Source organism: Rhizobium sp. Leaf306, assembly GCF_001423425.1.
GTDB lineage: Bacteria > Pseudomonadota > Alphaproteobacteria > Rhizobiales > Rhizobiaceae > Neorhizobium > Neorhizobium soli.
Map to the genome: position 1 here is coordinate 594,356 of NZ_LMNX01000001.1, position 23,607 is coordinate 617,962.

24 protein-coding genes are annotated in these 23,607 nt (G+C 62.0%); 16 read left to right on the plus strand and 8 right to left on the minus strand.

The window, feature by feature from the left end; translation table 11 throughout:
- Positions 1-10: 10 nt before the first annotated feature.
- The 3 genes from ASG19_RS02840 to ASG19_RS02850 are packed head-to-tail and all read left to right on the plus strand — an operon-like array spanning position 11 to position 1,883.
- Entirely contained in the window at positions 11-688 is a 678-nt protein-coding gene (locus ASG19_RS02840; RefSeq protein WP_062453647.1) for an energy-coupling factor ABC transporter ATP-binding protein, read from the plus strand.
- On the plus strand, positions 685-1,290 hold the full coding sequence (locus tag ASG19_RS02845; protein ID WP_062453648.1) for an energy-coupling factor transporter transmembrane protein EcfT: 606 nt from the start codon (positions 685-687) through the stop codon (positions 1,288-1,290). Before ASG19_RS02840 ends, ASG19_RS02845 begins: the two co-directional genes overlap by 4 nt.
- Positions 1,291-1,319: 29 nt before the next feature.
- Positions 1,320-1,883, plus strand: coding sequence for a biotin transporter BioY (locus ASG19_RS02850; RefSeq protein WP_062453649.1), 564 nt, complete (start codon positions 1,320-1,322; stop codon positions 1,881-1,883).
- Positions 1,884-1,887: 4 nt separating this feature from the next.
- On the opposite strand, the gene ASG19_RS02855 is transcribed toward ASG19_RS02850, so the two are convergent.
- Complete coding sequence (locus ASG19_RS02855; RefSeq protein WP_062453650.1) at positions 1,888-2,286, minus strand: thioesterase family protein; 399 nt, start codon at positions 2,284-2,286, stop codon at positions 1,888-1,890.
- Between the two features lie 133 nt (positions 2,287-2,419).
- On the opposite strand from ASG19_RS02855, the gene ASG19_RS02860 reads away from it, so the two are divergent.
- The 5 genes from ASG19_RS02860 (at position 2,420) to dxs (ending at position 6,570) form a co-directional block, all read left to right on the plus strand.
- Complete coding sequence (locus tag ASG19_RS02860) at positions 2,420-3,352, plus strand: histone deacetylase family protein (RefSeq protein WP_062453651.1); 933 nt, start codon at positions 2,420-2,422, stop codon at positions 3,350-3,352.
- Between the two features lie 5 nt (positions 3,353-3,357).
- Complete coding sequence (locus tag ASG19_RS02865; RefSeq protein WP_062454826.1) at positions 3,358-3,624, plus strand: exodeoxyribonuclease VII small subunit; 267 nt, start codon at positions 3,358-3,360, stop codon at positions 3,622-3,624.
- Between the two features lie 68 nt (positions 3,625-3,692).
- Complete coding sequence (locus ASG19_RS02870; RefSeq protein WP_062453652.1) at positions 3,693-4,004, plus strand: nucleotidyltransferase domain-containing protein; 312 nt, start codon at positions 3,693-3,695, stop codon at positions 4,002-4,004.
- Between the two features lie 67 nt (positions 4,005-4,071).
- Positions 4,072-4,356 (plus strand): DUF86 domain-containing protein, encoded by a 285-nt coding sequence (locus ASG19_RS02875; RefSeq protein ID WP_062453653.1) that lies wholly within the window; start codon positions 4,072-4,074, stop codon positions 4,354-4,356.
- 294 nt (positions 4,357-4,650) lie between these two features.
- Positions 4,651-6,570 (plus strand): 1-deoxy-D-xylulose-5-phosphate synthase, encoded by a 1,920-nt coding sequence (dxs, locus tag ASG19_RS02880; protein ID WP_062453654.1) that lies wholly within the window; start codon positions 4,651-4,653, stop codon positions 6,568-6,570.
- 103 nt (positions 6,571-6,673) lie between these two features.
- On the opposite strand, the gene ASG19_RS02885 is transcribed toward dxs, so the two are convergent.
- Positions 6,674-7,684, minus strand: coding sequence for a DUF4424 domain-containing protein (locus ASG19_RS02885; protein ID WP_062453655.1), 1,011 nt, complete (start codon positions 7,682-7,684; stop codon positions 6,674-6,676).
- A gap of 132 nt (positions 7,685-7,816) precedes the next feature.
- Between ASG19_RS02885 and ASG19_RS02890 the strand changes: the two genes are divergently transcribed.
- The 3 genes from ASG19_RS02890 (at position 7,817) to ASG19_RS02900 (ending at position 11,548) form a co-directional block, all read left to right on the plus strand.
- Positions 7,817-8,566, plus strand: a complete 750-nt coding sequence (locus tag ASG19_RS02890) for a TlyA family RNA methyltransferase (protein ID WP_062453656.1) — start codon at positions 7,817-7,819, stop codon at positions 8,564-8,566.
- On the plus strand, positions 8,563-9,810 hold the full coding sequence (locus ASG19_RS02895) for a class I SAM-dependent RNA methyltransferase (RefSeq protein WP_062453657.1): 1,248 nt from the start codon (positions 8,563-8,565) through the stop codon (positions 9,808-9,810). The genes ASG19_RS02890 and ASG19_RS02895 overlap by 4 nt, the downstream gene beginning before the upstream one ends.
- Before the next feature lie 133 nt (positions 9,811-9,943).
- Entirely contained in the window at positions 9,944-11,548 is a 1,605-nt protein-coding gene (locus ASG19_RS02900; protein WP_062453658.1) for a heme peroxidase family protein, read from the plus strand.
- A gap of 17 nt (positions 11,549-11,565) precedes the next feature.
- On the opposite strand, the gene ASG19_RS02905 is transcribed toward ASG19_RS02900, so the two are convergent.
- The 3 genes from ASG19_RS02905 to ASG19_RS02915 form a co-directional block, all read right to left on the minus strand.
- Positions 11,566-11,883, minus strand: a complete 318-nt coding sequence (locus ASG19_RS02905) for a hypothetical protein (protein WP_062453659.1) — start codon at positions 11,881-11,883, stop codon at positions 11,566-11,568.
- 92 nt (positions 11,884-11,975) lie between these two features.
- On the minus strand, positions 11,976-12,731 hold the full coding sequence (locus ASG19_RS02910; protein WP_062454828.1) for a crotonase/enoyl-CoA hydratase family protein: 756 nt from the start codon (positions 12,729-12,731) through the stop codon (positions 11,976-11,978).
- A 31-nt stretch (positions 12,732-12,762) separates the two neighbouring features.
- Positions 12,763-14,544: an acyl-CoA dehydrogenase gene (locus tag ASG19_RS02915; RefSeq protein WP_062453660.1), complete on the minus strand. Its 1,782-nt coding sequence runs from the start codon at positions 14,542-14,544 to the stop codon at positions 12,763-12,765.
- A gap of 204 nt (positions 14,545-14,748) precedes the next feature.
- On the opposite strand from ASG19_RS02915, the gene ASG19_RS02920 reads away from it, so the two are divergent.
- A complete protein-coding gene (locus ASG19_RS02920) occupies positions 14,749-15,759 on the plus strand; it encodes a transporter (RefSeq protein ID WP_062454830.1) in 1,011 nt (336 codons plus the stop codon).
- Positions 15,760-15,832: 73 nt separating this feature from the next.
- On the opposite strand, the gene ASG19_RS02925 is transcribed toward ASG19_RS02920, so the two are convergent.
- Positions 15,833-17,077, minus strand: coding sequence for an aromatic ring-hydroxylating dioxygenase subunit alpha (locus ASG19_RS02925; RefSeq protein ID WP_062453661.1), 1,245 nt, complete (start codon positions 17,075-17,077; stop codon positions 15,833-15,835).
- A gap of 405 nt (positions 17,078-17,482) precedes the next feature.
- Here ASG19_RS02925 and ASG19_RS02930 point away from each other — a divergent pair, with 405 nt between their 5' ends.
- The 4 genes from ASG19_RS02930 to ASG19_RS02945 are packed head-to-tail and all read left to right on the plus strand — an operon-like array spanning position 17,483 to position 20,971.
- Positions 17,483-18,103, plus strand: a complete 621-nt coding sequence (locus ASG19_RS02930) for a DUF6656 family protein (protein ID WP_062453662.1) — start codon at positions 17,483-17,485, stop codon at positions 18,101-18,103.
- 33 nt (positions 18,104-18,136) lie between these two features.
- Positions 18,137-19,114 carry an L-threonylcarbamoyladenylate synthase gene (locus tag ASG19_RS02935; RefSeq protein ID WP_062453663.1) on the plus strand — a complete coding sequence of 326 codons (978 nt, stop codon included), beginning with the start codon at positions 18,137-18,139 and terminating at the stop codon, positions 19,112-19,114.
- A gap of 22 nt (positions 19,115-19,136) precedes the next feature.
- The gene (locus ASG19_RS02940; RefSeq protein WP_062453664.1) at positions 19,137-20,582 is read left to right on the plus strand and encodes an FAD-binding oxidoreductase; all 1,446 of its coding nucleotides are present in this window, start codon (positions 19,137-19,139) and stop codon (positions 20,580-20,582) included.
- Entirely contained in the window at positions 20,579-20,971 is a 393-nt protein-coding gene (locus tag ASG19_RS02945) for a hypothetical protein (RefSeq protein WP_062453665.1), read from the plus strand. Before ASG19_RS02940 ends, ASG19_RS02945 begins: the two co-directional genes overlap by 4 nt.
- A 4-nt stretch (positions 20,972-20,975) precedes the next feature.
- On the opposite strand, the gene ASG19_RS02950 is transcribed toward ASG19_RS02945, so the two are convergent.
- Together ASG19_RS02950 and ASG19_RS02955 are read right to left on the minus strand one after the other, a co-directional pair.
- The gene (locus tag ASG19_RS02950) at positions 20,976-22,811 is read right to left on the minus strand and encodes a methyl-accepting chemotaxis protein (protein ID WP_062454833.1); all 1,836 of its coding nucleotides are present in this window, start codon (positions 22,809-22,811) and stop codon (positions 20,976-20,978) included.
- 229 nt (positions 22,812-23,040) lie between these two features.
- The gene (locus ASG19_RS02955) at positions 23,041-23,550 is read right to left on the minus strand and encodes a plant virulence effector HPE1-like domain-containing protein (RefSeq protein ID WP_062453666.1); all 510 of its coding nucleotides are present in this window, start codon (positions 23,548-23,550) and stop codon (positions 23,041-23,043) included.
- Between the last annotated feature and the right edge of the window lie 57 nt (positions 23,551-23,607).

Here is a 23,607-nt window from a genome sequence, read left to right on the forward strand (position 1 = left end):
AGGACCGGCATTGGACATCCATTTCGACAAGGCCGAAGCTCGCTTCGAGGGGCGTGTCACGCTGCATCCGCTGACGGTGCGGCTGACCGAGCGCCGCATCGGCGTGATCGGCCTTAACGGCTCCGGCAAAACGACGTTTGCGCGGATGATCAACGGGCTGGTTTCTCCCGCTAGCGGCACTGTTGTGGTCAACGGCTTCGATACCAAGGCCGACACCGACCGCGCCCGCAGCCAGGTGGGTTTCATCTTCCAGAACCCGCAAAACCAGATCATCCTGCCGATCCTGAAGGAAGACATCGCGCTCGGCCTCACGCCCCGCAAGCTTTCGAAAGCCGAGATCGAGGCCCGAACGACGGCGATCCTCAAGCGCTTCGGCATCGGACATCTTGCCGACCGTCGCTCGCACGAGCTTTCCGGCGGCGAATTGCAGCTTGCGGCCTTTGCCTCGGTTCTGGTGACGGAACCGGACATTTTGATCATGGACGAGCCGACCAACCAGCTGGACCTGAAGAACCGCAACCTGGTGGCCCGCACGATCAGCGAGCTCACCGAAAACGTCATAGTGCTCACCCACGATCTCGATCTCATCGCGGGCTTCGAGCGGGTTCTGTTGTTTGACAACGGCCGGCTTGCCGGCGACGGAAACGCTGCCGAGATCATTGCCCGTTACCGCGAGCTTGCCGCATGAAGACGCTTTACGTGGACGGCAGCGGCTTTCTGCACCGGCTTTCGGCCCGGGCGAAGCTTGTGCTGCTGGCTGCCGCAAGCCTTGCTCTGTTCCTCATCCAGTCGCCGTTAGTACTTGGCGTCGGTGCGGTCGCCAGCGGCCTGCTTTTCGGTTCGCTGCGAATCGGATGGCGGCAAACATGGCTGCGGCTGCGGGTTCTTTTCCTCACCATCGCAGCCGTTGCGCTGTTCACGCTGGTTTTCAACAGCCCTGTGGAGGCCGTCAGCGTGTTTTTCCGGCTCTCGGCGCTGGCGCTTCTTGCGTCCGCGGTGACGGCCACGACTACTACCGGCGATTTTATTACCGAAGTGACATTTGCGGCTTTGCCGCTTGAAAAGCTCGGGCTTGTAAAAGCTGCGGATATCGGCCTGTCGATCGGCCTTGTGCTGCGCTTCATTCCGGAAATCCTGCTGCGTCACCAGGCCATCCGCGATGCCCATATCGCGCGAGGGTTGCGCCCTCGAACCCTCTCCATCATCGTCCCGCTGATCATCCTCACATTGAAGAATGCCGACGAGATTGCCAGCGCAATTGACGCCCGGGCAATCCGTGCGCAGAAGTGATACAGATTCAGTCGTCAAGGAATAGCTATTTGCCTACTCGTGATCTCGTTCTGGCCGCCCTGTTTGCCGCTATCATCATCGTGCTGGGACTGGTGCCGCCGGTCATGCTCGGTTTCATTCCCGTCCCCATCACGGCGCAATCGCTCGGCGTGATGCTGGCCGGCGTTGTGCTCGGCGCCAAGCGCGGCACGATCGCGGTCCTCCTGGTCCTGGTGCTTGCAGCGATCGGTCTGCCGGTTCTGTCCGGCGGCCGCGGCGGCCTTGCCGTCTTCATGGCGCCGACGACCGGTTATCTGATCGGCTGGGTGTTTGCCGCCATGGTAACTGGCTATCTGTCGCAGATCATGGTGGGTCGCGACCAGGCGGGGCTGGTGCAGGGCGTGAACTTCTTTATCGCAGCCCTGATGGGCGGCGTGATCGTGCTTTACGGGATCGGCATCACCTATCTGGCGCTGATCACCGGCATGGGCTTCGTCAAAGCGTTTCTCGGCTCGCTCGCTTTCATTCCGGGCGACGTCCTGAAGGCTGTGATTGCGGCGCTCGCCGGTCGGGCCGTGATGGCAGGCTATCCGCTGCTGCCGCAGCGCGCGTAAGCGGTCAGTCGAGGAACTGATACAGCCAGTCGCGCAGGTCTTCGGGCAGCGCGGCCGGCGTCCGGGTTTCCGGATCGCATGCGGACCAGACGATTTCGGCTTCGGCCACCTCATCGCTGCCGCGCGTGAAGCGGACGATAAAGCCTGCGGACTTGCCGCCGATCTTGCTCACTCCGACATGGGTATGGACGAGATCGCCGAGCTTCAGCGGCATGTGATAGGTGCAGGAGATCTTGCCGACCGCAAAGAACGGGTCATCCGTTGCCGGCTTGCGGCGGTGCCAGAATTCCGTGACCGCCTGTTCCGCAAGGCCGATATAGGCAGCGCGAAACATTTCGCCGTTAAGATCCACATCGCGATAGGCAACGCGAAAATCATGGGTCTTGCCGATATCCTTCGCCATTCCTGCCCGCACTCCAAAAAACGCCTAATGCGCCTACTTCACGGCAAATCCGGTGAAGAGCAAGGGGTATGCGCTTGAAAACATCGCCGTTCTGCGCCATGTCCGAGCTCAACATACCTCACGAGGCCGCCCAATGACCACGCGCCTTTACGAAAACTCCATATTTCTCGAGCATGCGACGCCGGAAGGCCATCCTGAACGGGCAGACCGGCTGCGTTCGCTCAACATCGCGCTCGAACACCCCAATTTCGACAAGCTCGACCGCAAACAGGCACCACAGGCCAAAGAAGACACGGTGCTTCTGGCGCATCCGGAAGAACACCTGCGTTGGGTGATGCGCAAGATCCCCGAGGAAGACACGATCCTGCAGATCGAGGCCGATACGCATGTGGGGCCGAAGAGCCTGCAGGCGGCGCTGACCGGCATCGGCGGCGCGATCGCGGCCGTCGACGACGTGATGACCGGCAAGGTGGACAACGCATTCGTTGCCTCGCGTCCGCCGGGACATCACGCGGAAAAGACCAAGGCGATGGGCTTTTGCCTGTTCAACAACATCGCCATCGCCGCCCGCCATGCGCAGCAGACCTATGGCGTCGAACGTGTCGCGATCGTCGACTGGGACGTGCATCACGGCAACGGCACGCAGGACATCTTCTGGGACGATCCGTCCGTTTTGTTTTGCTCGACGCACCAGATGCCGCTTTATCCCGGCACAGGCGCCAGAGACGAGACGGGCACGAAGAACACGATCGTCAACGCGCCGCTTTCGGCCAATGACGGCAGCGACCATTTTCGCGATGCCTTCAAGAGCCGCGTGTTGCCGGCACTCGAAAACTTCCGGCCGGACCTGGTGCTGATCTCGGCAGGCTTCGATGCGCATCACCGCGATCCGCTGGCGCAGATCAATCTTGTCGGCGACGATTTCGACTGGGCGACCGGCCGGTTGATGGAAATTGCCGGGAAATACGCCGGCAACAGGGTCGTCAGCCTGCTCGAGGGTGGCTATGATCTGGAAGGGCTGGCGGAATCGGCCGGCCTGCATATCTGCAGACTGATGAGAGGATGAAGGACATGACCGAAGCCCCAGGCGAGCCGAACGCTCCGATCGACGTCACCGGTTATTCCTTCGAAAAGGCCGTTGCCGAGCTGGAAAGCATCGTTGCGCGGCTGGAACGCGGCGACGTGGCGCTTGACGAATCCATCGCCATCTACGAGCGCGGCGAAGCGCTGAAGAAGCATTGCGAAAAGCTGCTCAACGCTGCCGAAAGCCGGATCGAAAAGATCCGCCTCGACCGCAGCGGCAAGCCGCAGGGCGTGGAGCCGCTCGACGGCGAGTGAGGCCTTCACTCGCATGAAGCCCTGAGTTGCATCTCGACTGAAATCCCGACCTGCGCTATAGTCTCCCCATGGACAAGGACCAGGTCATCGCCAAGCTTCGGGAGCACGAGGCCGAACTGCGCGCCGCAGGCGCGGAGCAGATGTCGATATTTGGCTCGGTAGCGCGTGGCGAGGCGACGGACGAGTCAGATCTTGATGTTCTGGTGACGTTTTCAGAGCCGGTCATACAGTCTGGCTGGGGGTATTTTACGGCCGTCGAAGAGCTACGTGCCCTGATCGTTGGCATTACTGGTGTAAGGAGCGTTGACATAGTTCCCGAACCGTTGCGCCGGAAACGTTTCAGCCGGAGCGTGGAGAGGGATAGGGCGATTGCCTACTAAGCGTCCTCTGATCCGTTTCCGAGACATTGTCGAGAACGGTCAATCCATTCTCGAATATACACACGGTATGGATTTCGACGCGTACTCTGTCAGCAAGATTACACGGGATGCGTCTGAGCGATGTCTAGCACGAATTTCCGAAGCCTCTTTCAAGCTTGGCTCGACGGCAGAAGAAATCTTTCCAAGCCACAACTGGGGCGCCATCAGGGGTTTTGGAAACATGCTCCGGCATGAATACGATGATATTCTTGATGAAACCACTTGGGCAATTGTCACACGGCACCTCCCGCCCCTCCTTTTCGAACTCGAAACCTTCCTCGCGCGCTACCCTGAAGATCAGGAAACGCTGTAGGAAGGCCGACATCATTCTTCCCGGGCATCGATCCCTTCCGGATGATGCATCTGCCTGCGATGCGGTTGAAACGCTGATCATGCCTTGGTCCTCCGACATCGTACCTGATGACGACCAGGAGTTCGTGCCGTTGGCGACAACCTCCCTTCCCCGAGTCCCTCCCCTTGCCCGTCAGCTGAAATCGATTAAAACCGCGGCAAGGTTGTCTCCGTGGACAACTTGAAAAAGCCGGTTTCATCCTCATGTTGGGGTGATAGTTGCTTTTGAGAACAAAAGAAGAGAAAGCCAGCCTCCGTGACACCCCTGCCCGAGACGCCGCTGCTCGACACCGTCAAGCTTCCCGCCGACCTTCGCAAGATCGATGACCGCGACCTGCCGAAGCTTGCCCGCGAATTGCGTGACGAGATGATCGACGCCGTCTCCAGGACCGGCGGACATCTGGGTGCCGGCCTCGGCGTCACGGAACTGACGATCGCCATCCATAAGGTGTTCAACACGCCTGACGATCGGCTGATCTTCGATGTGGGACACCAGTGCTATCCCCACAAGATCCTGACCGGTCGCCGCGATCGCATCCGCACGCTGCGCCAGGAAGACGGTCTCTCGGGCTTCACGCGCCGGGCGGAAAGCGAATACGATCCGTTCGGTGCAGCGCATTCCTCGACCTCGATTTCGGCCGGCCTCGGCATGGCAGTGGGTTCGGATCTCGCCGGTTCGAAGCGCAATGTGATCGCCGTGATCGGTGATGGCGCGATGTCGGCCGGCATGGCCTATGAAGCGATGAACAATGCGGGTGCGCTCGACGCGCGGCTGATCGTCATCCTCAACGACAACGACATGTCGATCGCGCCGCCGACCGGCGCCATGAGCGCCTATCTCGCGCGCCTTGCTTCCGGCCGCACCTATATGGGCATGCGCGAAGTGGGCAAGAAGCTGACCGGCTATCTCGGCAAGAACATCGACCGGGCGATCACCCGTGCGGTCGAACACGCCCGCGGTTATGTGACCGGCGGTACGATGTTTGAGGAAATGGGTTTCTATCACATCGGCCCGATCGACGGTCATTCGTTCGAGCATCTTTTGCCGGTGCTGCGCAATGTGCGCGACAATGCCAAGGGTCCAGTTCTGATCCATGTCGTGACGCAAAAGGGCAAGGGTTATCCGCCTGCCGAAGCTGCGGCCGACAAGTATCACGGCGTCAACAAGTTCGACGTCATCACCGGCGCACAGGCCAAGGCCAAGCCGAATGCGCCGTCCTATACCAGCGTTTTCGGCGACGCACTCGTTCAGGAAGCCGGCTTCGACGACAAGATCGTCGGCGTCACTGCCGCGATGCCGAACGGCACGGGGCTGGACAAGCTGCAGCTTGCCTTTCCCAACCGCACATTCGATGTGGGCATTGCCGAACAGCATGCCGTTACCTTTGCGGCAGGCCTTGCGACGGAAGGCTTCAAGCCGTTCTGCGCGCTTTATTCCACCTTCCTGCAGCGCGGCTACGACCAGGTCGTGCATGACGTGGCGATCCAGGGTCTGCCGGTGCGTTTTCCAATCGACCGCGCCGGTTTTGTCGGCGCTGATGGGCCGACCCACGCCGGTTCGTTCGACACGACCTTTCTTGCCACGCTGCCCGGCATGGTCGTGATGGCCGCCAGCGACGAGGCTGAACTGAAGCATATGGTGCGCACCGCCGCAGCCTATGACGAAGGCCCGATCTCGTTCCGCTATCCGCGCGGCGAAGGCGTCGGCATCGAGCTGCCGGAACGCGGCCAGATCCTCGAGATCGGCAAGGGCCGCGTCGTCAAGCAGGGTTCGAAAGTCGCGCTTCTGTCGTTCGGCACGCGCCTCAAGGACTGTCTGCTGGCGTCGGAAGATCTCGATGCCGCCGGTCTGTCGACAACGGTGGCCGATGCCAGGTTTGCCAAGCCTTTGGACCATGACCTGATCCGCCAGCTTGCCCGCCATCACGAAGTTCTTGTCACCATCGAGGAAGGCGCCGTCGGCGGCTTTGGCAGTCATGTGCTGCAGTTCCTCAGCACCGAAGGCCTGCTCGATCACGGTGTGAAGGTTCGCTCGCTGGTGCTGCCCGATGTGTGGATGGAACAGGCAAGCCCCGACGTGATGTACGCCAAAGCCGGCCTCGACCGCGCCGGCATCGTCAAGACGGTGTTCAATGCGCTGGGCAAGACCCAGGTTGGTGTTGGCGCTGCGGGGTAAAGGCCTAAGCCTCGCTCTCATTGCCCGTCCGTCTCGTGACTTAGATGTCGTGCTAGCACTCGGCAGGGCGAGATGAAGACGTTCGTCCGGGCGAGTTTGTTCGTTACTCCCCCGCCGTCAGAAACAGAACATGCAGGTCCTTCTCCGGCGTGAAATCCTCGGCGGTCATCTCGAAGGTGGTCGGGCCGGTTTTCTTGATGTTGTTGCCGCAGAAGCTGACGTAATCCTTGGGGTTGCCCTTGTCGATTGTCAGACGGAACTTGCCGATGGGGCCGGACCAGTTGGCGCCCGTGGTCAGCACGTAGGATAGCCATTGTTCGGTATAGTTGGGGCCGCCTTTGGTGGCTGCGGTTTCTAGCTTTGCTGATGTTTTCATGAAGCTGTCGTCGATGCAGTAGCGTTCGACATAGCGCGCGTGCTCGTTGGCCGGCTTGCCGTTTTCGATGAAGCTCATCGCCACCGTGCCGCCGACGCTCGGTTTGTAGCGGTGGCTGACCTTGACCGGCTTCTGCGCTGGGAACGTCGTCTTCCACCAATAGGCGGAGCGGAGCGTCCATGCCGGCGTGATGTCCTCCTGCCAGCCTTTTCCGGCATCGTAGCGATCGATCCGGACCAGGCCCTTGGCAAGGAAGTCGGCCTTCACGTCATCGGGCAGGGTCTTGAGGGCCTCGGTGGTTCTGTCGCTATAGGGGAGAAGCGGTACCTTGTGGGCGACGAGGTCTTCGGTGCGGTCAATGCCGGTGGCAATGATGCGTTGCTGGAGCTGCGGCTTGATCTCGCGGCCGTCCTGCAGGACCGTGAAGCCGAGGAAGTTGTCGGCTTCCGGGTCGCCATAGGCTATGTCGCTCTCAGCGCCGCCTGTAATATCCGGCATCGGAAAGGCGATGACGCTTTCGACATCCTTGTCGGTGTCGTTCCTGAAGATGTAGTCGACCCGGACTTCCTGACGCGAGAGCTGAAGATGCTCTTCGACCATGGTGACATCGGAGGTCTGGACATAGACGAGGCCGCCGGTCGTCAGTTCCGCCGTCGTATCATTGGCGAAAAGCGGCGGTGCAGCCAAAAGCAGGCCGGCCGTCAGCGTGGCCCCGAAAGCGATTGTCCAGCGTCTCATTCATTCCCCTCCCGGTTGGCGCGCCAACAATAGGCAGAAGACGCGAACTATAAAAGACCGGCTGAGGCTTGTCCGGCAGGTCGAAACGCGTTTTTGTCTTGCGTGCGGGGCTCGCCCGCGTCATGGGAAGGCATGTCATCCATTCAGCAAAGACTTGACCAGCTTCTGGTCACCCTCAACCTCGTCGACAGCCGCTCGCGCGCGCGCGACGCGATTGCCCGCGGCACCGTCAAGGTCGACGGTCGCACCATTACTAAATCCGGACAGATCGTGTCCTCGACCGCGCAAATCGAGATGGACGATCCGGCGAGCGCCTATGTGTCGCGCGCGGCGCTGAAGTTGGTTGCCGCACTCGATCATTTCAAGCTCGATCCGACCGGCTGCGAGTGCCTTGACGTCGGCGCCTCCACCGGCGGCTTTACCGAAATCCTGCTTGCCCGCGGCGCAGCGCATGTGACGGCGCTCGATGTCGGCCACGCGCAGATGCATCCGCGGATTGCCGATGATCCGCGCGTCAGCAATATCGAGGGGGTCAACGCCCGCTATCTCGAGGCCGACGATATCGACGACCGGCCGATCGATTTCGTCGTGTCGGACGTGTCCTTCATCTCCATCAAGCTTGCCCTGCCGCCGGCGCTGGAACTGGCGCTGCCGGGCAGCTATTGCGCGCTGCTGGTCAAGCCGCAGTTCGAGGCCGGCCGCGATGCGATCGGAAAGCGCGGCCTTTTGAAGGAGCCGGACACGGCGCCGGCGGTGGCAGCAGAACTGGAACGCTGGCTGGTGGAAGACATGGGCTGGGAAAGCCTTGGCCTGATCCCCTCGCCGATTGCCGGCGGTGATGGCAACGAAGAGTTTCTTCTGGCAGGACGGAAGCCGGAATGAGCACGGTTCACGTCACCATCAACCGTCTCGGCGCACAGGGCGACGGTGTCGCCAATGGCGAGGACGGGCCGGTCTATGTTCCCTATGCTCTTCCGGGCGAAACGCTGGCGATCGCCCGCAATGGCGACCACGGCACGGTCATGTCAACGGGCAACCTTTCGCCGGACCGGATCGAACCGGTCTGTCGCCACTTCGGACCCGATGGCGATGCCTGTGGCGGCTGTTCGCTGCAGCATCTCGCCAAGGCGCCGTATAATGACTTCAAGCGCCAGCTCGTCATCGACGCGCTGAAATCCAAGGGCCTGACGCCCGACGTCAAGGAGACGGTCGAGTGTCATCCGGGCGAACGGCGGCGCACGGTGTTTTCCGCGCGCAAGACGGAGAAGGAGCTTCTGCTGGGCTACAACCGGGCAGAAACGAACCATATCATCTCCATCGTCGAATGTCCGATCGCCGCGCCCGGCATCGTGGCGCGGCTTGATGCGATCCGCGCGATCGGCATGGCGCTGGCAACCGGCTCGGAGACGTTCCGCATTTCGGTGCTCGAAAGCCTCTCCGGTCTCGATATCGCGGCCGAGGGGTTGAAGCCGCTTTCGGACAAGCAGCGCCGCAAGGTGACCGAGACGGTTCTGGCGCTGAAGGGCATCGCCCGTGTTTCGGCCAATGGCGAAATCGTGCTGGAGCCGCAAAAGCCGGTGATCGATTTCGGTGGCGTCAAAGTTTCTCCTCCGCCCGGTAGCTTCACGCAGGCGACGAAAGAGGCAGAGGAAGCCATGGCGACGCTGGTGCATGGCCATACGGGCAAGGCCAAGCGGGTGCTGGACCTGTTTGCCGGCTCGGGCACATTTGCGCTGCGACTGGCGAGAACGGCACGCGTGCACGCGGTGGAAAGCGACGACAAGGCACTGAAGGCGCTGGACCATGCGGCCCGCAACAGCCAGGGGCTGAAGCCCGTCAGCATCGAGAAGCGCGATCTCTTCCGCCGGCCGCTGATCCCGATGGACCTGAAGCACTTCGATGCGGTCGTCTTTGACCCGCCGCGGGCGGGTGCCGAAGTGCAGGTCAAGGAACTGGCGCGCTCGAACATCAAGACGATTGCTGCGGTCAGCTGCAATCCCCTGACGCTCGCACGCGACCTGAGGATCCTGGTCGATGCGGGATACCGGATTGTCTCGGTCACCCCGGTTGACCAGTTTCTCTGGTCGCCGCATGTCGAAGCCGTCGCGCTGCTCAGCAAAGTTTGACGCTAGTCTTGACAGAACGCAATTCGGTTGTGCAACCTTGGTTTACAACCTAGCCTTAGAGGCGTAGCTTTCCCGTGTCGCATCCAAGGCGGCAAATGACTTGCCGCCAGTGCGATCTCCAAGGGGGGAAAGCATGGCACAGATCGCAATGCATGGGCATGGCGTGCGCGGCATGAAGCCGGAAACGCTGCATTCTTTCGACGGCATCGGTGATCCCGGGAAATTCGGGATCATGTTTCCCAATCTCTTACCGTTTTCGGCAAGCGACGATGCGCTTGCCGCCCTGGCCAAGTCTATGGCGGATAAACTGCTCGACGACGGCAACCCGGAACCGGGCAAGGACAACCCGAACATTCCGGCCGGCTACACCTATCTTGGCCAGTTCATCGACCATGATATCACGCTCGACACGACGCCTCTCGACCAGCAGCATGCCGACCCGAAGGCGACCACCAACTTCCGGACACCGGCGCTCGATCTCGATTCGCTCTACGGCGATGGGCCGGGTATCCATCCCTATCTTTACCAACGCGACGTCGAAACGCTGCAAACTTCCGGCAAACTGTTGATCGGACGGGCAGCGGCGTCATCGGATCAGCAAGGCGCTGCGATCCCGGATCTTCCCAACGACCTTCCGCGCAACCAGGAGGGCCACGCGCTCATCTTCGACGAACGCAACGATGAGAACCTGCTGGTGGCACAGACGCATCTGCTGATGCTGAAGTTTCACAACAAGGTGTTCGACAAGGTCGCAGCGGAAAGGCCTGACCTTAAGGGTACCGCGCTCTTCAAAGAGGCTCGGCGGATCGTCACCTGGCACTACCAGTGGATTGTGCTGTTCGATTTCGTGGAACGTCTGACCGAGCCCGGCTTGATCCATAAGATCAAGAAGGAGGGTCGGCGGTTCTACCGGTTCAAGCAGCGGCCCTATATGCCCGCCGAATTCGGCGCCGCGTGCTACCGGCTCGGCCATTCGATGGTGCGGGAAAGCTATAGCCACAACCGGGTGTTCAACCCTACAGCCGATAGTCTTGCGAACGCGACGCTCGACCTCCTGTTCCTGTTCACCGGAAAGTCCGGGAACATTACCGGCGAGCTCGCCAACGACCCGGGCGTCGGGTTTGCCGCGCTCCCGTCGAACTGGGTCGTCGACTGGCGGCGGTTCTACGATCTGGATACGCCCGAAGGCGAGAAGGAGACCAATTTCGCCATCAACCACAGCCGGCGATTGGACCCGTTCATCACACCCGCCCTGCACACCCTGCCCGGCGGACCTGGTGATGGCTCGGTTGCATCGCGGGAATTTGACCTTGCCTTCCGCAACCTGCGTCGCGGCGTACAGATCGGACTTCCCTCCGGGCAAGCAATCTGTCGCGCCATGGGTCTTCAGCCACTGACGCCCGAGCAGATTGCCACGGGTCCGGACGGCAAGGCGGCCAAGCAGCACAAGATGCTCGAGGAAACACCTCTGTGGTATTACGTTCTCAAGGAAGCGGAGGTCTTCAACAAGGGAAGACGGCTCGGGCCGATGGCATCCACCATCATCGCCGAGACATTCCTCGGCATGGTGCATGGCGACCACGAGTCGTTCCTGTGGCTGCGCTCCGACTGGAAGCCGGAACTGCCGAGCGACACGCCCGGCCACTTTACGATGGCCGATCTCGTCAAGTTCGTCGGTGACGTCAATCCTCTCGGTGCGGCTGTGCCGCAACCCGCAGAAGAGAAGGTCGACGGCTGACGGGTGGAGGACATGCTCTAGTCGTCGAGATCGAGCCTGCCGGTGCCTGTGACGCCGGAGCAGCGGCAGGTACCGCCGACCCGACCTTCATCGGCCCGGCAGACATAGGGACGGTCGCGGTCGTCGCTCTGGCGCGGCTGCACCACGCAGACATAGCGCTGACGGCGTCGGTCGCGCCGGTCCGTCTGCTCGGAAAGACTTTGCTGGCTCTGTATCAGGGTGATCGGCGCGTTCGCTGCATTGGCGGACGCGGCAAATGCCGGCCCAGCAGCGGCGGGCAGGCAGGAGAGGCCAAGAGTTGCAAGAGAAAGCAGGCCGGTCAGGGCTGTACGCATGATGTCCTCCTCGTTTGAGGAGTATCTAGCCACGCTTGCCTTGCGAATGAAGGCGCAGCGCGGCGTGGATGGAACTTTGATGCAACTCAGCGTTAACGCCGCATGAAGGCCTCGAAAGCGGCGCGAGCTTCGGCGCTTTTCAGCCGGGCAGAGAAATGCGTCAGTTCCTCGTCCATCCGGGCGAGCACGTCGTCGCGGGGGCCGCGCACCAGATCGCGGGCGATTTTTAAGGCCTGCGGTGGTTTTGCCGAAAGTTTAGCGGCGAGAGCCAGCGTTTCCGCCTCGACGGCCTGCGGCTCGACCACCTTCCACACAAGGCCGGCCTCGTGGGCGGCATCGGCAGAGAACCCCTCGCCGGCAACCAGCATTGCAAAGGCGCGCTGGTGGCCCATAACCCTTGGCGCCAGAAGGCTGGAGGCTGCTTCCGGCACGAGGGCCAGATCGACGAAGGGTGTCTTGAACAGGCTGCGGGACGAGGCGATCGTCAGGTCGCAGTGGAGGTTGAGCGTGGTGCCGATGCCGATCGCCAGGCCATCGACGCCTGATACCATCGGCTTTTCGGCAAGGGCCAGCGCCCGGATGAAGAGGGCTGCGGCCGGCGGTTCGTCCGTGCCCGACACTGCGTGGGCGAGAAAATCCGCCATGTCGTTGCCGGCGGAAAAGCAGCCTTCGGTGCCGAGAAACACGACGGCGCGGATGGTGTCGTCGGTATTGGCATCCACAAGCGCCGCCGTCATGCGGTGATACATGGACGAGGTGATGGCGTTCTTCTTTTCCGGCCGGTTGAAGCGGATCGTGAGCACGCCCTCGTAGTCGGCAGGGCGTTCGATCAGGACGTGGTTGTCGATTGATAGAGGGGCGTGGCTCACGGCATTCTCCTCAGGCAAGCACGATGCGTGCGGCTTCCAGGCTCTCGGCACCGCCGATGACGCGGTCCTTCAAGGCTGCGGTTTCCGACAGCATGTTTTCGGCCGCAAACCGGCAGAGCGATACGCGCTTCTCGCCCGATCCATCTTCCGATGCGACAAGCGCGCCCTTGGCGAGATAGGCTCCGGTCAGAACAAGGCCGAACAGACGCTGGTAGGGCGTGGCACCCGCAAGGGCTTGCGCCACGCGGCCAGCGGCCTGCGCCTCCAGCAGCCAGTCGGTCGAGGCTTGCAGGTCGTCGATCGATGCGTTCAGCCGTTCCGCCGTGCTGCCGAAGCCGGGGGCGTTGAGGCTTTCGACTCTCTGCGCGATGTCGCGCAGTTCACCGATGAAGGTCCGCACCTGCGCGCCCTTGGAAAGCGGCAGTTTGCGCAGCACGAGATCAATCGCCTGGATGCCGTTGGTGCCCTCATAGATCGGTGCGATGCGGGCATCGCGCAGATAGCGCGCGGCACCGGTTTCCTCGATATAGCCCATGCCGCCATGCACCTGGATGCCGAGCGAGGCGACATCGACACCGCAATCGGTGGCGAAGGATTTGGCAATCGGCGTCAGGAGTGCGGCACGCTCGACCCAATGGGTGGCCTGATCGCCTTCGAGGTGATGCGACATGTCGATCGCGTGGGCGCAGGCAAAGCAGATGGCGCGCGACCCTTGCGTCAGCGCCTTCATGGTCAAAAGGGTGCGGATGATATCGGGGTGCTGAATGATCGGGCTCATCTGCGGACCAGTCGACCCGGGCGCCCTGCCCTGGGTTCGATCGGACGCGTAGGCGACCGCCTTCTGGGTCGCAGCTTCCGCGATCGCGACACCCTGCATGCCGACGGCGAGACGTGCGTTGTTCATCATCGTGAACATGCAGGCGAGGCCCTGGTTTTCTTCCCCGATGAGATAGCCGATCGCGCCGGTGCCATCGCCGAACTTGCCGTCGCCATAGATCATCGTGCAGGTGGGCGAACCGTGGATACCGAGCTTGTGCTCGATCGAATGACAGAACACGTCGTTGCGCGAACCCAGCGATCCATCCTCACCGACCAGGAATTTCGGCACCAGAAACAGCGAAATGCCGCGCGTGCCGGCCGGCGCATCGGGGAGACGTGCGAGGACGAGGTGGATGATATTGTCGGCGGCGTCGTGTTCGCCCCAGGTGATATAGATCTTCTGCCCGAACACGCGGTAGCTGCCATCGGCGTGGCGTTCGGCGCGGCTCTTCAGCGCGCCGACATCGGAGCCCGCGTGCGGCTCCGTCAGGTTCATCGTGCCGGTCCATTCGCCCGAGACCATCTTTTCGAGATAGGTGGCTTTCAACGTGTCGCTGCCATGGGCAACGAGCGCCTCGATCGCACCCATCGTGAGCGTCGGCGCGAGCGCGAAGGCCATCGAGGCGGAATTCCACATTTCCAGCGTCGCGACGTTGAGCATATGCGGCAGCGCCTGACCGCCGAACGCTTCCGGTGCCGTCAGGCCGTTCCAGCCGCCTTCGCGCCACTGGCGATAAAGTTGCGGCCAGCCATCTGGCGTCTTCACCACGCCGTTCTCAAGCCGCGCGCCCTGGCGATCGCCGATGTCGCCCAGCGGCGCCATTTCGTCGCTGGCAAAGCGACCGGCTTCCGCCAGGATCGCATCGACGAGATCGGGGGAGAGGTCGCCGAACCGGCCGATCTCCAGCGCGTCGGCGAGACCCGCTACATGGTTCAAGGTGAAGGCAATCTCCTCCACGGGTGCCTTGTACATGTCGCTTCTCCCAAATCCCAAGTTTCTTCCGATCGATGACGCAGGTGCGATCACCGAACTCCCTCTGGCTTTTTACGTAAACGTAAACGTGGTTGTCAATCGGTCCCTCCGGGTTGTTCGATGAGGATACGGATAAATCTGCGTTGCAACAGGTGTCACAGATAGCGCCTAATGAGGAGCGTCATGCTTGCAGGTCTTCAGTCCATGCCTCCGATAAACTCTCCGATTATTCCCGCCACGCCAGGGCTTGTCTGGGCCTATCATTTCCGTCCCGGCGAGGCTGGCACATGCTCAAGGCTTTCGCTGGAGGCGACGCCGTCGGACCTTGCGATCGACACCGGTTTCCTGTGGCTGCATCTCAACCTTGCAGACCTGCGGGTCGGCGCCTTTCTGGAGAATTTTCCAGGCCTTCCGGCGGCCGCAGCGGTCGCGCTGACCACCCATGACACCCATGCGTCGATCACGCTGGACGAGCAGTCCGTCTATGGCACGCTGATCGATTTCCAGCGGGAGTTCGACAGCGACACGCGCGATATCGGCTGGCTGCATTTCTTCGCCTCCGACATGGTGATCATCACCACCCGGCTGCAGCCGCTGCGTTCGGTCGATCGGGTGCGGGCCGCGATCGAGAAGAATGCCGGTCGCTACAAAAGGCCGCTCGACCTGTTCGAGACGCTGGTGGCCGAATTCCAGCGCACGATGATTGCGATGGTGATGGAATTTACCGAAGAGCTGAACCTGATCGAGGATTTCGTCTATGACAACGTGCCGCGCGACGAACGCCGGCGGCTTGCTCCCGTGCGACGTATGGTGGTGCGTCTCCACCGGCACCTGCGCACGACCCTTTCGCTGATGCGGCGTGCGGCGGCAGCCGACGATGAGGATATGCCGCCCGGGTTCGACGATATCGCCTCACGGCTGATCGGCCGGCTCGAAGCCGTCGACCACGACGTCTATGCGCTGCAGGAGCGGGCCCGGCTGCTGCACGAGGAAATCGATTCCAAACAGGCATCGGAGACCAACCGGCACCTCTACATACTCTCGATCATGACCGCCTTCCTGCTGCCGCCATCACTGGTCACCGGCTTTTTCGGCATGAACACGTCGTCGCTGCCGTTTGCCGAGGGACTGCACGGCACGGCCTTCGCGCTGGGTTTCATGGTGCTTTCGGCGGCAATTGCCTGGTGGCTTCTGAAGCGGACGGGAATTTTCTGAAAGAATGGCAAAACGAAATCAGCCCGCCCGGGCATGCCGGACGGGCTGTCTTGTCGTGCACGGTTTCGCCGGATCAGGCGACGGCGTGGAGCTTCGCCTGATCGCCCTGGAGGCGATTGGTCATGAAGTTCGCGTACCATTCCACGAACTGCATGACGCCGCCTTCATGCGCTTCCGAATAGGGACCCGGCTCATAGGCCGGCGACCGGATGCCGAAGGCATTTTCCTCGACGATCTGGCGGTCCTGGTCGTTGGTCATGTTCCAGACGTGGGTCAGTTCCTCGACCGTATAGTCGACGCCTTCAACCGCATCCTTGTTGACGAGCCATGTGGTGGTGACGGCCGTTTCTTCCGGCCCGATCGGAATGACGCGGAAGGAGATCGCGTGATCGACCAGCATGTGGTTCCAGGTGGTTGGATAGTGGAACATCAGCATGGTGCCGATATGGGAGATCGTCACGTCCTCCGACAGCGCCTTGGCGACTGCCGGCCGGCCGTTCATCGTGTAGCTTTCGGCATCCTCGATCAGCGGCATGCGGGCGACGCGGTACTGGCCGTCCGTCGACATGTTGAACGTGCTTGGCAGGTTTGCCGCCTCGCAGCGCTGCCAGTGCTCGGAAATGAACGGATCGTCGCCGGCGCCCTGCACGCCGGTCGCCGTCGGCGCTTCCGGATAGGTGCGGCAGAGTTCCGGATGATTGGCGGCGCAGTGGTAGCACTCGCGATTGTTCTCCCAGACGAGCTTCCAGTTGCCCTTTTCGATGATCGTGTTCTTGGCAGCGACCTTCGTTTCGGCCAGCCGATGCGGCGCCATATAGGGCTGGATCGTCGCGCGGACGGGCGCGAAATCGGGCGCCTCGTTGGCAAGGCAGACGAAGATATAGCCAGCGACGGATTCGCAGTGAACAGGCTTCAGGCCGAACTGCTTCTTGTCGAAATCATCGCCCATATGGCGCGCCGACATCAGCGTGCCGTCGTGCTGGTAGGTCCACTGGTGATAGGGACAGACAAGACGGGTCGCAGAACCGCTATCCTTGGTGCAGACGCGGTGACCGCGGTGGCGACAGGTGTTGTGGAAGGCGCGGATCTCGCCTTCGCGGGTGCGCAGGACGAGGACCGGATAGTCGCCGATCTGCAGCGTCACGTAATTGCCGGCCTTCGGGATTTCGCAATCATGGCCGACGAAAAGCCAGTCGCGATACCAGATCATTTCCAGATCGAGCTTGTAATAGTCCGGATCGATGTAAAAGGGCTGTTCGAGGCTGAAGCCTTCGCGGCGATTGTTGAGCTGCCGTAGAACCTGGCTGTGAATGTCCATCGTGTCTTCCTCGTCAATTCCACTAGCGAAAGACTTGGGGGGTCATGCGGACAGACCTCCTGCCCCCAATCCTACCCCGAACGTCCACCGCGATCGGTCGTCAATCACGTCCCCAGACTGGCACCGGATCGGCCGAGGGTTCTCGTCACGCCTGCCGGCTTCCCAATTTAACGCCGTCCCTAGCCGAGGCGACTCCATGAGTTTCGCCGATTTAAGCACTCGCGCTGCCTGTCGCACAGGCGACATTGCGACATCGGAAAACGCATTGACGACGATGGCTCACATGACGGCTCGGGTTTTCCGCTGGCAAGTGGCGGACAGGGTGCTTCTCGCGGTGCGTTGAGACGTAAACCGGCTGTTAAACCGCTCCGGCTAGACTTCTTCTTGCGCGAAGGGGCCAGCCGCATGCAGACGACCGGAAAGCTACGCTATTACGACGCGAACCGGCCGCCACCGCCGGTGTCGGCGCAGGCGCCGACGAGCGCGATCGGGCATTCCGAGTTCCTGCGCACAGGCCGTATCTCCAGGACACAACCGCTGTGGCTGCCCAAGGAGCGCCGTTATCTCACCTATGACGAAGTGGCAGAGCGGACCGGGTTCAAGCTGGAGTCCGCCGGCGAGCGCACGCATCAGCGGATCAACGGCTTCCATCACTCGATCCAGTTCCCGAAAATGGTGTTCCACCGCACGCTGGAGCAAACCCCGCATCTCGGCTATTGCCATGTCACCGCCGCAAGCACCCTGTTTTCGCCGAAGGCGAAGGTGAAATGGTCTTTCTACATCGCCAATTTCCTGGCCGAGATCGGCGATGAGGACGAGTTCTTCAAGCGGGTCAACACCCAGTATTCCCGCATGTATTTCGCGGTGGCGACCGAAAGCGACCCGGATCAGTCGATGAAGATCGACCGCAGCATCCGCAAGAACGGTCTTCTGTTTCGGACCACCGACCCGAAGGAAGCGCTGAAGAACGTGCTGATGCTGGGTGCGCCCGACCAGGCCGTGCGAGCGATCATCAAATCGCTTTAACGCGGTCTCAGTCCGCGCTATGCACAGCGGGACATGACGGCAGAGATCATCGACATCAGGACGGACAGGAACGGCGCGCTTGACCAAGCGTGCGCCGTGCTGTCGCAAGGCTTTCCGGTCGCCATTCCGACGGAGACCGTGTACGGGCTTGCCGCCGACGCCACGAACCCTTCGGCGATCACCCGCATCTATGAAACCAAGGGGCGGCCGCGCTTCAACCCGCTGATCTGCCATATGGCCGATGTCGCGATGGCGGAGCGGTATGCATCGTTCGATCCGATCTCGCGTCGGCTGGCGGAAGCCTTCTGGCCGGGGCCGCTGACGCTGATCCTGCCGCTCATTCCAAAAAGCGGTATCCATCCGCTCGCAACTGCAGGGCTCGATACGGTCGGCATCCGCCTGCCATTCGGCTTTGCCGCCGATCTCATCCGCTCCTTCGGCAAGCCGCTGGCAGCACCGAGCGCCAACACGTCCGGCAAGGTCAGCCCGACCAGTGCCGGCCATGTCGCTGGTGATCTCGGGAGCAAGCTGAAACTGATCCTCGATGGCGGCGCGTCGTCGGTCGGCGTCGAATCGACCATCATCCGCGTCGAGGGCGAAACAGTCCGGCTGCTGCGTCCCGGTGGCGTTGCCGCTGAAGAGATCGAGGCGCTGATTGGTCGTGCGGTCATTCGTCCGGAAGGACCGGCGGCGATCATCGAAGCGCCCGGCATGCTCGCCTCGCATTATGCGCCATCGGCAGCCGTGCGGTTGAATGCGACCCATGTGGCGCCGGGCGAGGCGTTGATCCGGCTGGGATCGGATCCGATCGAGGGCATCGAGCAGGCGAAGGCAGTGTTCGACCTCAGCCCCTCCGGCGATCTTGCCGAGGCAGCCGCCAATCTGTTCGATTATCTGAAGAAAGCCGATGCGGTGGGGGCGACGCGCATTGCAGTCACAGCCATTCCCGATACCGGGCTTGGAGAAGCCATCAACGACCGGCTGGTCCGAGCGGCCGCGCCGCGGGAATAAAACAAGCCCAGGAGAAAACGCCATGGACATGCCTCTCCCTTCCCCGGATCTACTTGCCCGGTTTACGGCGATCGTCGGCGCTGCGCATGCGGTCAGCGATCCGGTGGAGCTTGCGCCGCATCTCGTCGAAAACCGCGGGCTCTACAGGGGCGCGTCCCCTCTCCTTCTCAAGCCAGGCACGACGCAGGAAGTTTCGGCGATCCTGAAGCTTGCCAGCGAGACCGGGACGGCCGTCGTGCCGCAGACTGGCAATACGGGTCTTGTCGGTGGCCAGACGCCACGCAGCGGCGGATCCGACATCATCATCTCGCTGGAAAGGATGAACCGCATCCGCGAGATCGACCAGATGGCAAACGTGATCGTTGTCGATGGCGGCGTCATCCTTGCCGAGGTGCAGAAGGCGGCGGAGGAGGTCAACCGGCTGTTTCCGCTGTCGCTCGGGTCGGAAGGCTCATGCCGGATCGGCGGCAACCTTTCCACCAATGCCGGCGGCACGGCCGTGCTTGCCTATGGCAACATGCGCCAGCTCTGCCTAGGCCTGGAAGTGGTGCTTCCGACCGGCGAGATCTGGGACGGGCTGCGCAAGCTGAAAAAAGACAATACCGGCTACGACCTGCGCGACCTGTTCATCGGCGCCGAAGGCACGCTCGGGATCATCACCGGCGCGGTCTTGAAACTTTATCCGCGGCCGGTCGGACACCAGGTGGCGCTTGCCGGGCTTGCCTCGCCGGCCGATGCGCTCTTGCTGTTTCAAAAGGCATCGAACCTCTGCGGCACGGCGCTGACCGGGTTCGAGTTGATGCCACGGATCGGCATCGAGTTCACCACGCGGCATATCGAGGGCGTGCGCGACCCGCTGTCTGAGCCCTACCCATGGTATGCGCTGATCGACATCTCGACATCGGACGCTGCCGAAACCGCCGACACGATGGTGCAGGCGCTGCTGGAACAGGGGTTCGAGGCCGGACTGGTCATCGACGCGGTGATCGCCTCGTCGGTCGCGCAGCAAAAGGCGCTGTGGCACATGCGCGAAAGCATGTCGGATGCGCAGAAGCCCGAGGGCGGATCGATCAAGCACGACGTTTCGGTGCCGATCTCGAAGATCCCGCATTTCATGGAGGAAGCCGAGCAGGCTGTTCTCGCCGCCGTCCCCGGCGCCCGCATCTGCGCCTTCGGCCATCTCGGCGATGGCAACATCCATTACAACATCTCCCAGCCGCTCAGCAACGACATGGCCGGCAACAAGGCCGCCTTCATCGATCGCTGGCGGGAGGTGAATGCGATCGTCCACGGGATCGTGCTGGATGCCGGCGGCTCGATTTCCGCCGAACACGGGATCGGCCAGCTGAAGCGCGACGAGCTTGCGCATATCCGCCCGCCGATCGAGATGGAGCTGATGCGGCGCATCAAGCACGCCTTCGATCCGGCCGGGATCATGAACCCCGGCAAGGTCGTGGCATTGCCATGAGCAAGCCGGCACCGGACCGGCCGACCATGACGATCCGCGTCGATCTGGAAAACGGCGTCCGGCTGGGGCCCGGCAAGGCGCAGCTTCTGGAACTGATCGCCGAACATGGTTCGATCCGGGCCGGCGGCGCTGCGATCGGCATGTCCTACCGGCGTGCCTGGCTGCTGGCAGACGAGATCAACCGGATGTTTCTGGAGCCCTCGATCTCGACCCGGCATGGCGGCAAGTCGGGCGGCGGTGCGGGGCTGACCGAATTCGGCCAGCAGCTTCTTGGCCGCTACAGGGATATGGAAGCAAAAAGTCGGGCTGCAGTGCAACCCGACCTCGATTGGCTTGATAGTGTGACGGACCCGCAATTCCGGGCCGCCGGTAGCGACAAGGCCGACTGAGCGATCAGCCCGCCCGGCGCATCCGTTCACCCATGCCCTGCAGAGCGCCCGGCTGACGCCCGGTGCCGCTGACGCGGAAGCTGCGGATGAGGTTGAGCAGTTCTTCCGTATCGGCAGACAAAGCCTCGGCGGAGGCAGTCGTCTCTTCGGCCATCGCGGCATTGTGCTGGGTGGCCTGGTCGAGCATGTTAAGCGACGAGGAGATCGAGCGCAGCGTCGTATCCTGTTCGGCTGCCGAATGGGCGATGCGGCCGACGATGTCGCTTGCCGACTTCACCTGATCGGAAATCCGCTTCAGGGCCTGGCCGGCCTCGCCGACGAGGCGGACGCCGTTTGCGACCTGGCCGGACGAGCGGGAGATCTGTTCCTTGATCTCCTTGGCGGCGGCGGCCGAACGCTGGGCCAGTTCGCGCACTTCCTGGGCGACGACGGCGAAGCCCTTGCCGCTTTCGCCGGCGCGGGCCGCTTCGACGCCGGCATTGAGGGCCAGAAGGTTGGTCTGGAAGGCGATCTCGTCGATGACGCCGATGATCTTGGTGATCTCCGCGGACGACTGTTCGATGCCGCTCATGGCGCCGATTGCTTCCTCGACGACGGCGTCGCTGCGATTGGCTTCGGTGCTGACAGCCGTGACGCGCTGGGCGGCGTCGCGTGCACCGTCGGCGGTCTGGCGGACGGCGACGGTCAGTTCGTCAAGTGCGGCGGATGTTTCCTCGAGGTTGGCGGCCTGGCGTTCGGTCCGCTGCGACAGTTCGTTGGAAGCGCGGCGGATTTCCTCTTTCGAGCCGCCGATATCGATACCCTTGTCGTTGACTTTGGACATCGCAGCTTCGAGATGACCGAGCGCTTCGTCGAAGTTGTCGCGCAGACCGGCGTAGCGGGTGCCGAGATCGCCGCAGCGAACCGTCAGATCTCCCTTGGCGAGCTGTTCGAGCGCCGAGCCGATCGTCGAGACGACGCGGGCCTGAAGCGCTGCTTCGTCGCGCTGCATGTCGAGATTGTGCTGGCGTTCGCCGTCGAGCTCCTCCTGCTGGCGCTGCTGGCTTTCCTGCATGGCATGGCGCTCGCGCACCTTTTGCTGCAGCGCCTGGGTGGCACGGGCCATCAGGCCGACTTCGTTTTTCATGTCCGTGTGCGGGATCTGCATCGTCACGTCTTCGTCGGCGACGGCGTTCAGCGCCTGACGGATCGCACCGAGCGGACCGGAGATGTTGCGGATTACGACGAAGGCCAGCAGCGAGCCGAGGACCAGGATGACGAAGCCGAAGGACAGCGCCTTGAAGACTTCGCTGCGGATCTGCGCCTGGAGATCGTCGACGTAGACGCCGGTGACGAGAACCAGCTGCCAGGGCTCGAAGGCAAGCGCGTAGGAGCTCTTCAGGAAGGTATCGCCTTCCTGACCAGGCTTGGGACCGAGAAAATCCACGGTGCCGCCGCCGGCGCGTCCGACCTTGACCAGTTCGTCGCGATACATGAAGCCCTGGCTGTCCGGCTTGCCCTTGAAGCTCTGGCCCAGCCGCTTCGGATCCGGATGGACACGCATGTTCACATCGTAGTCGTAGGCAAAGAGGTAGCCGTCCGGGGTGAAGGTCATGGCCGACACGGCTTCGAACGCCCGCTTCTGCGCCTCTTCGCGACCCATCGCACCGGAGGCCTCGAGAGCCTGGAAACGCTTGAAGATACCGATGCCGGATTCCACCTGCGTGCGCAGCATGCCGTAACGTTCGGCGTAGATCGCCTGGGTGGACGTGCGCAGCTGCATGTATGTGGCAGCGGCAAAGCCGGCGATCAGCAAAAGCACGAGCAGCAGCAGCTGGTGGGAGATTTTGAGATTCTTCATGGTCCGCTCACCTGTGACCGGCAGCGACCGCGCAGGCCGCACCTTGGGAAAAATGATGTTTGTGGGAGGCGGCACATTCTGCACCATGTCGTCTGCAATGATTGCAGTGCAACGACCATATGAGCGATGCATAAATAATTATTTAATCACACAATAACGCAGAAAAACGTATGGCCGCACAGTAACTGCGCGACCTTTTCTTGCCTGCCTGCAACGACTTGCTGACTGTTTATTCAGCCCGTTTCAGCCTGAGGCTGAAGTCTCCGAAAGTGATCGGTTTCGCCGAGGTTTCCGCAACTTGAGGGGCTGGCGCAACAGCGCTCGTGGTGGCCTCCAGATCGATGCCATCGCGCGGCGGTGGCGCATTCTCGATCATCTCTTCGAACGAGGTGGAGGTCGGCGCTGGCACATTCGCAATGGTTTTTCCGGCATCCATCCAGGCCGGGACTTTTCCGACGAAGACGACGGGCGATCCGCCGAACCATGCTTCGGTGCGGACAAGACGCTTTTCGCCGTTGATTTCGATGATCTCGGTCTTCTGTGTGCCGGGCTCGAGGACCGGAACCTTGTAGTTGGACAGATCGGGCTTTGCGGCCGGAGGCTCGCAGTCGCTGCAATGCCACGATACGATGCTCGAGGATTTCTGACTGCCATTGGTTGCGGTGACGGACGACGCCTGTGCGCCGCCGGCCAGCAGTGCTGCGGCTATCGTTGCTGCCGTGATCAGAACGCGATGCATCGCCGGACTCCCGAGTTTGGTCCGACAATCTATAGCAATGCTTCGTTTCCAACCCGT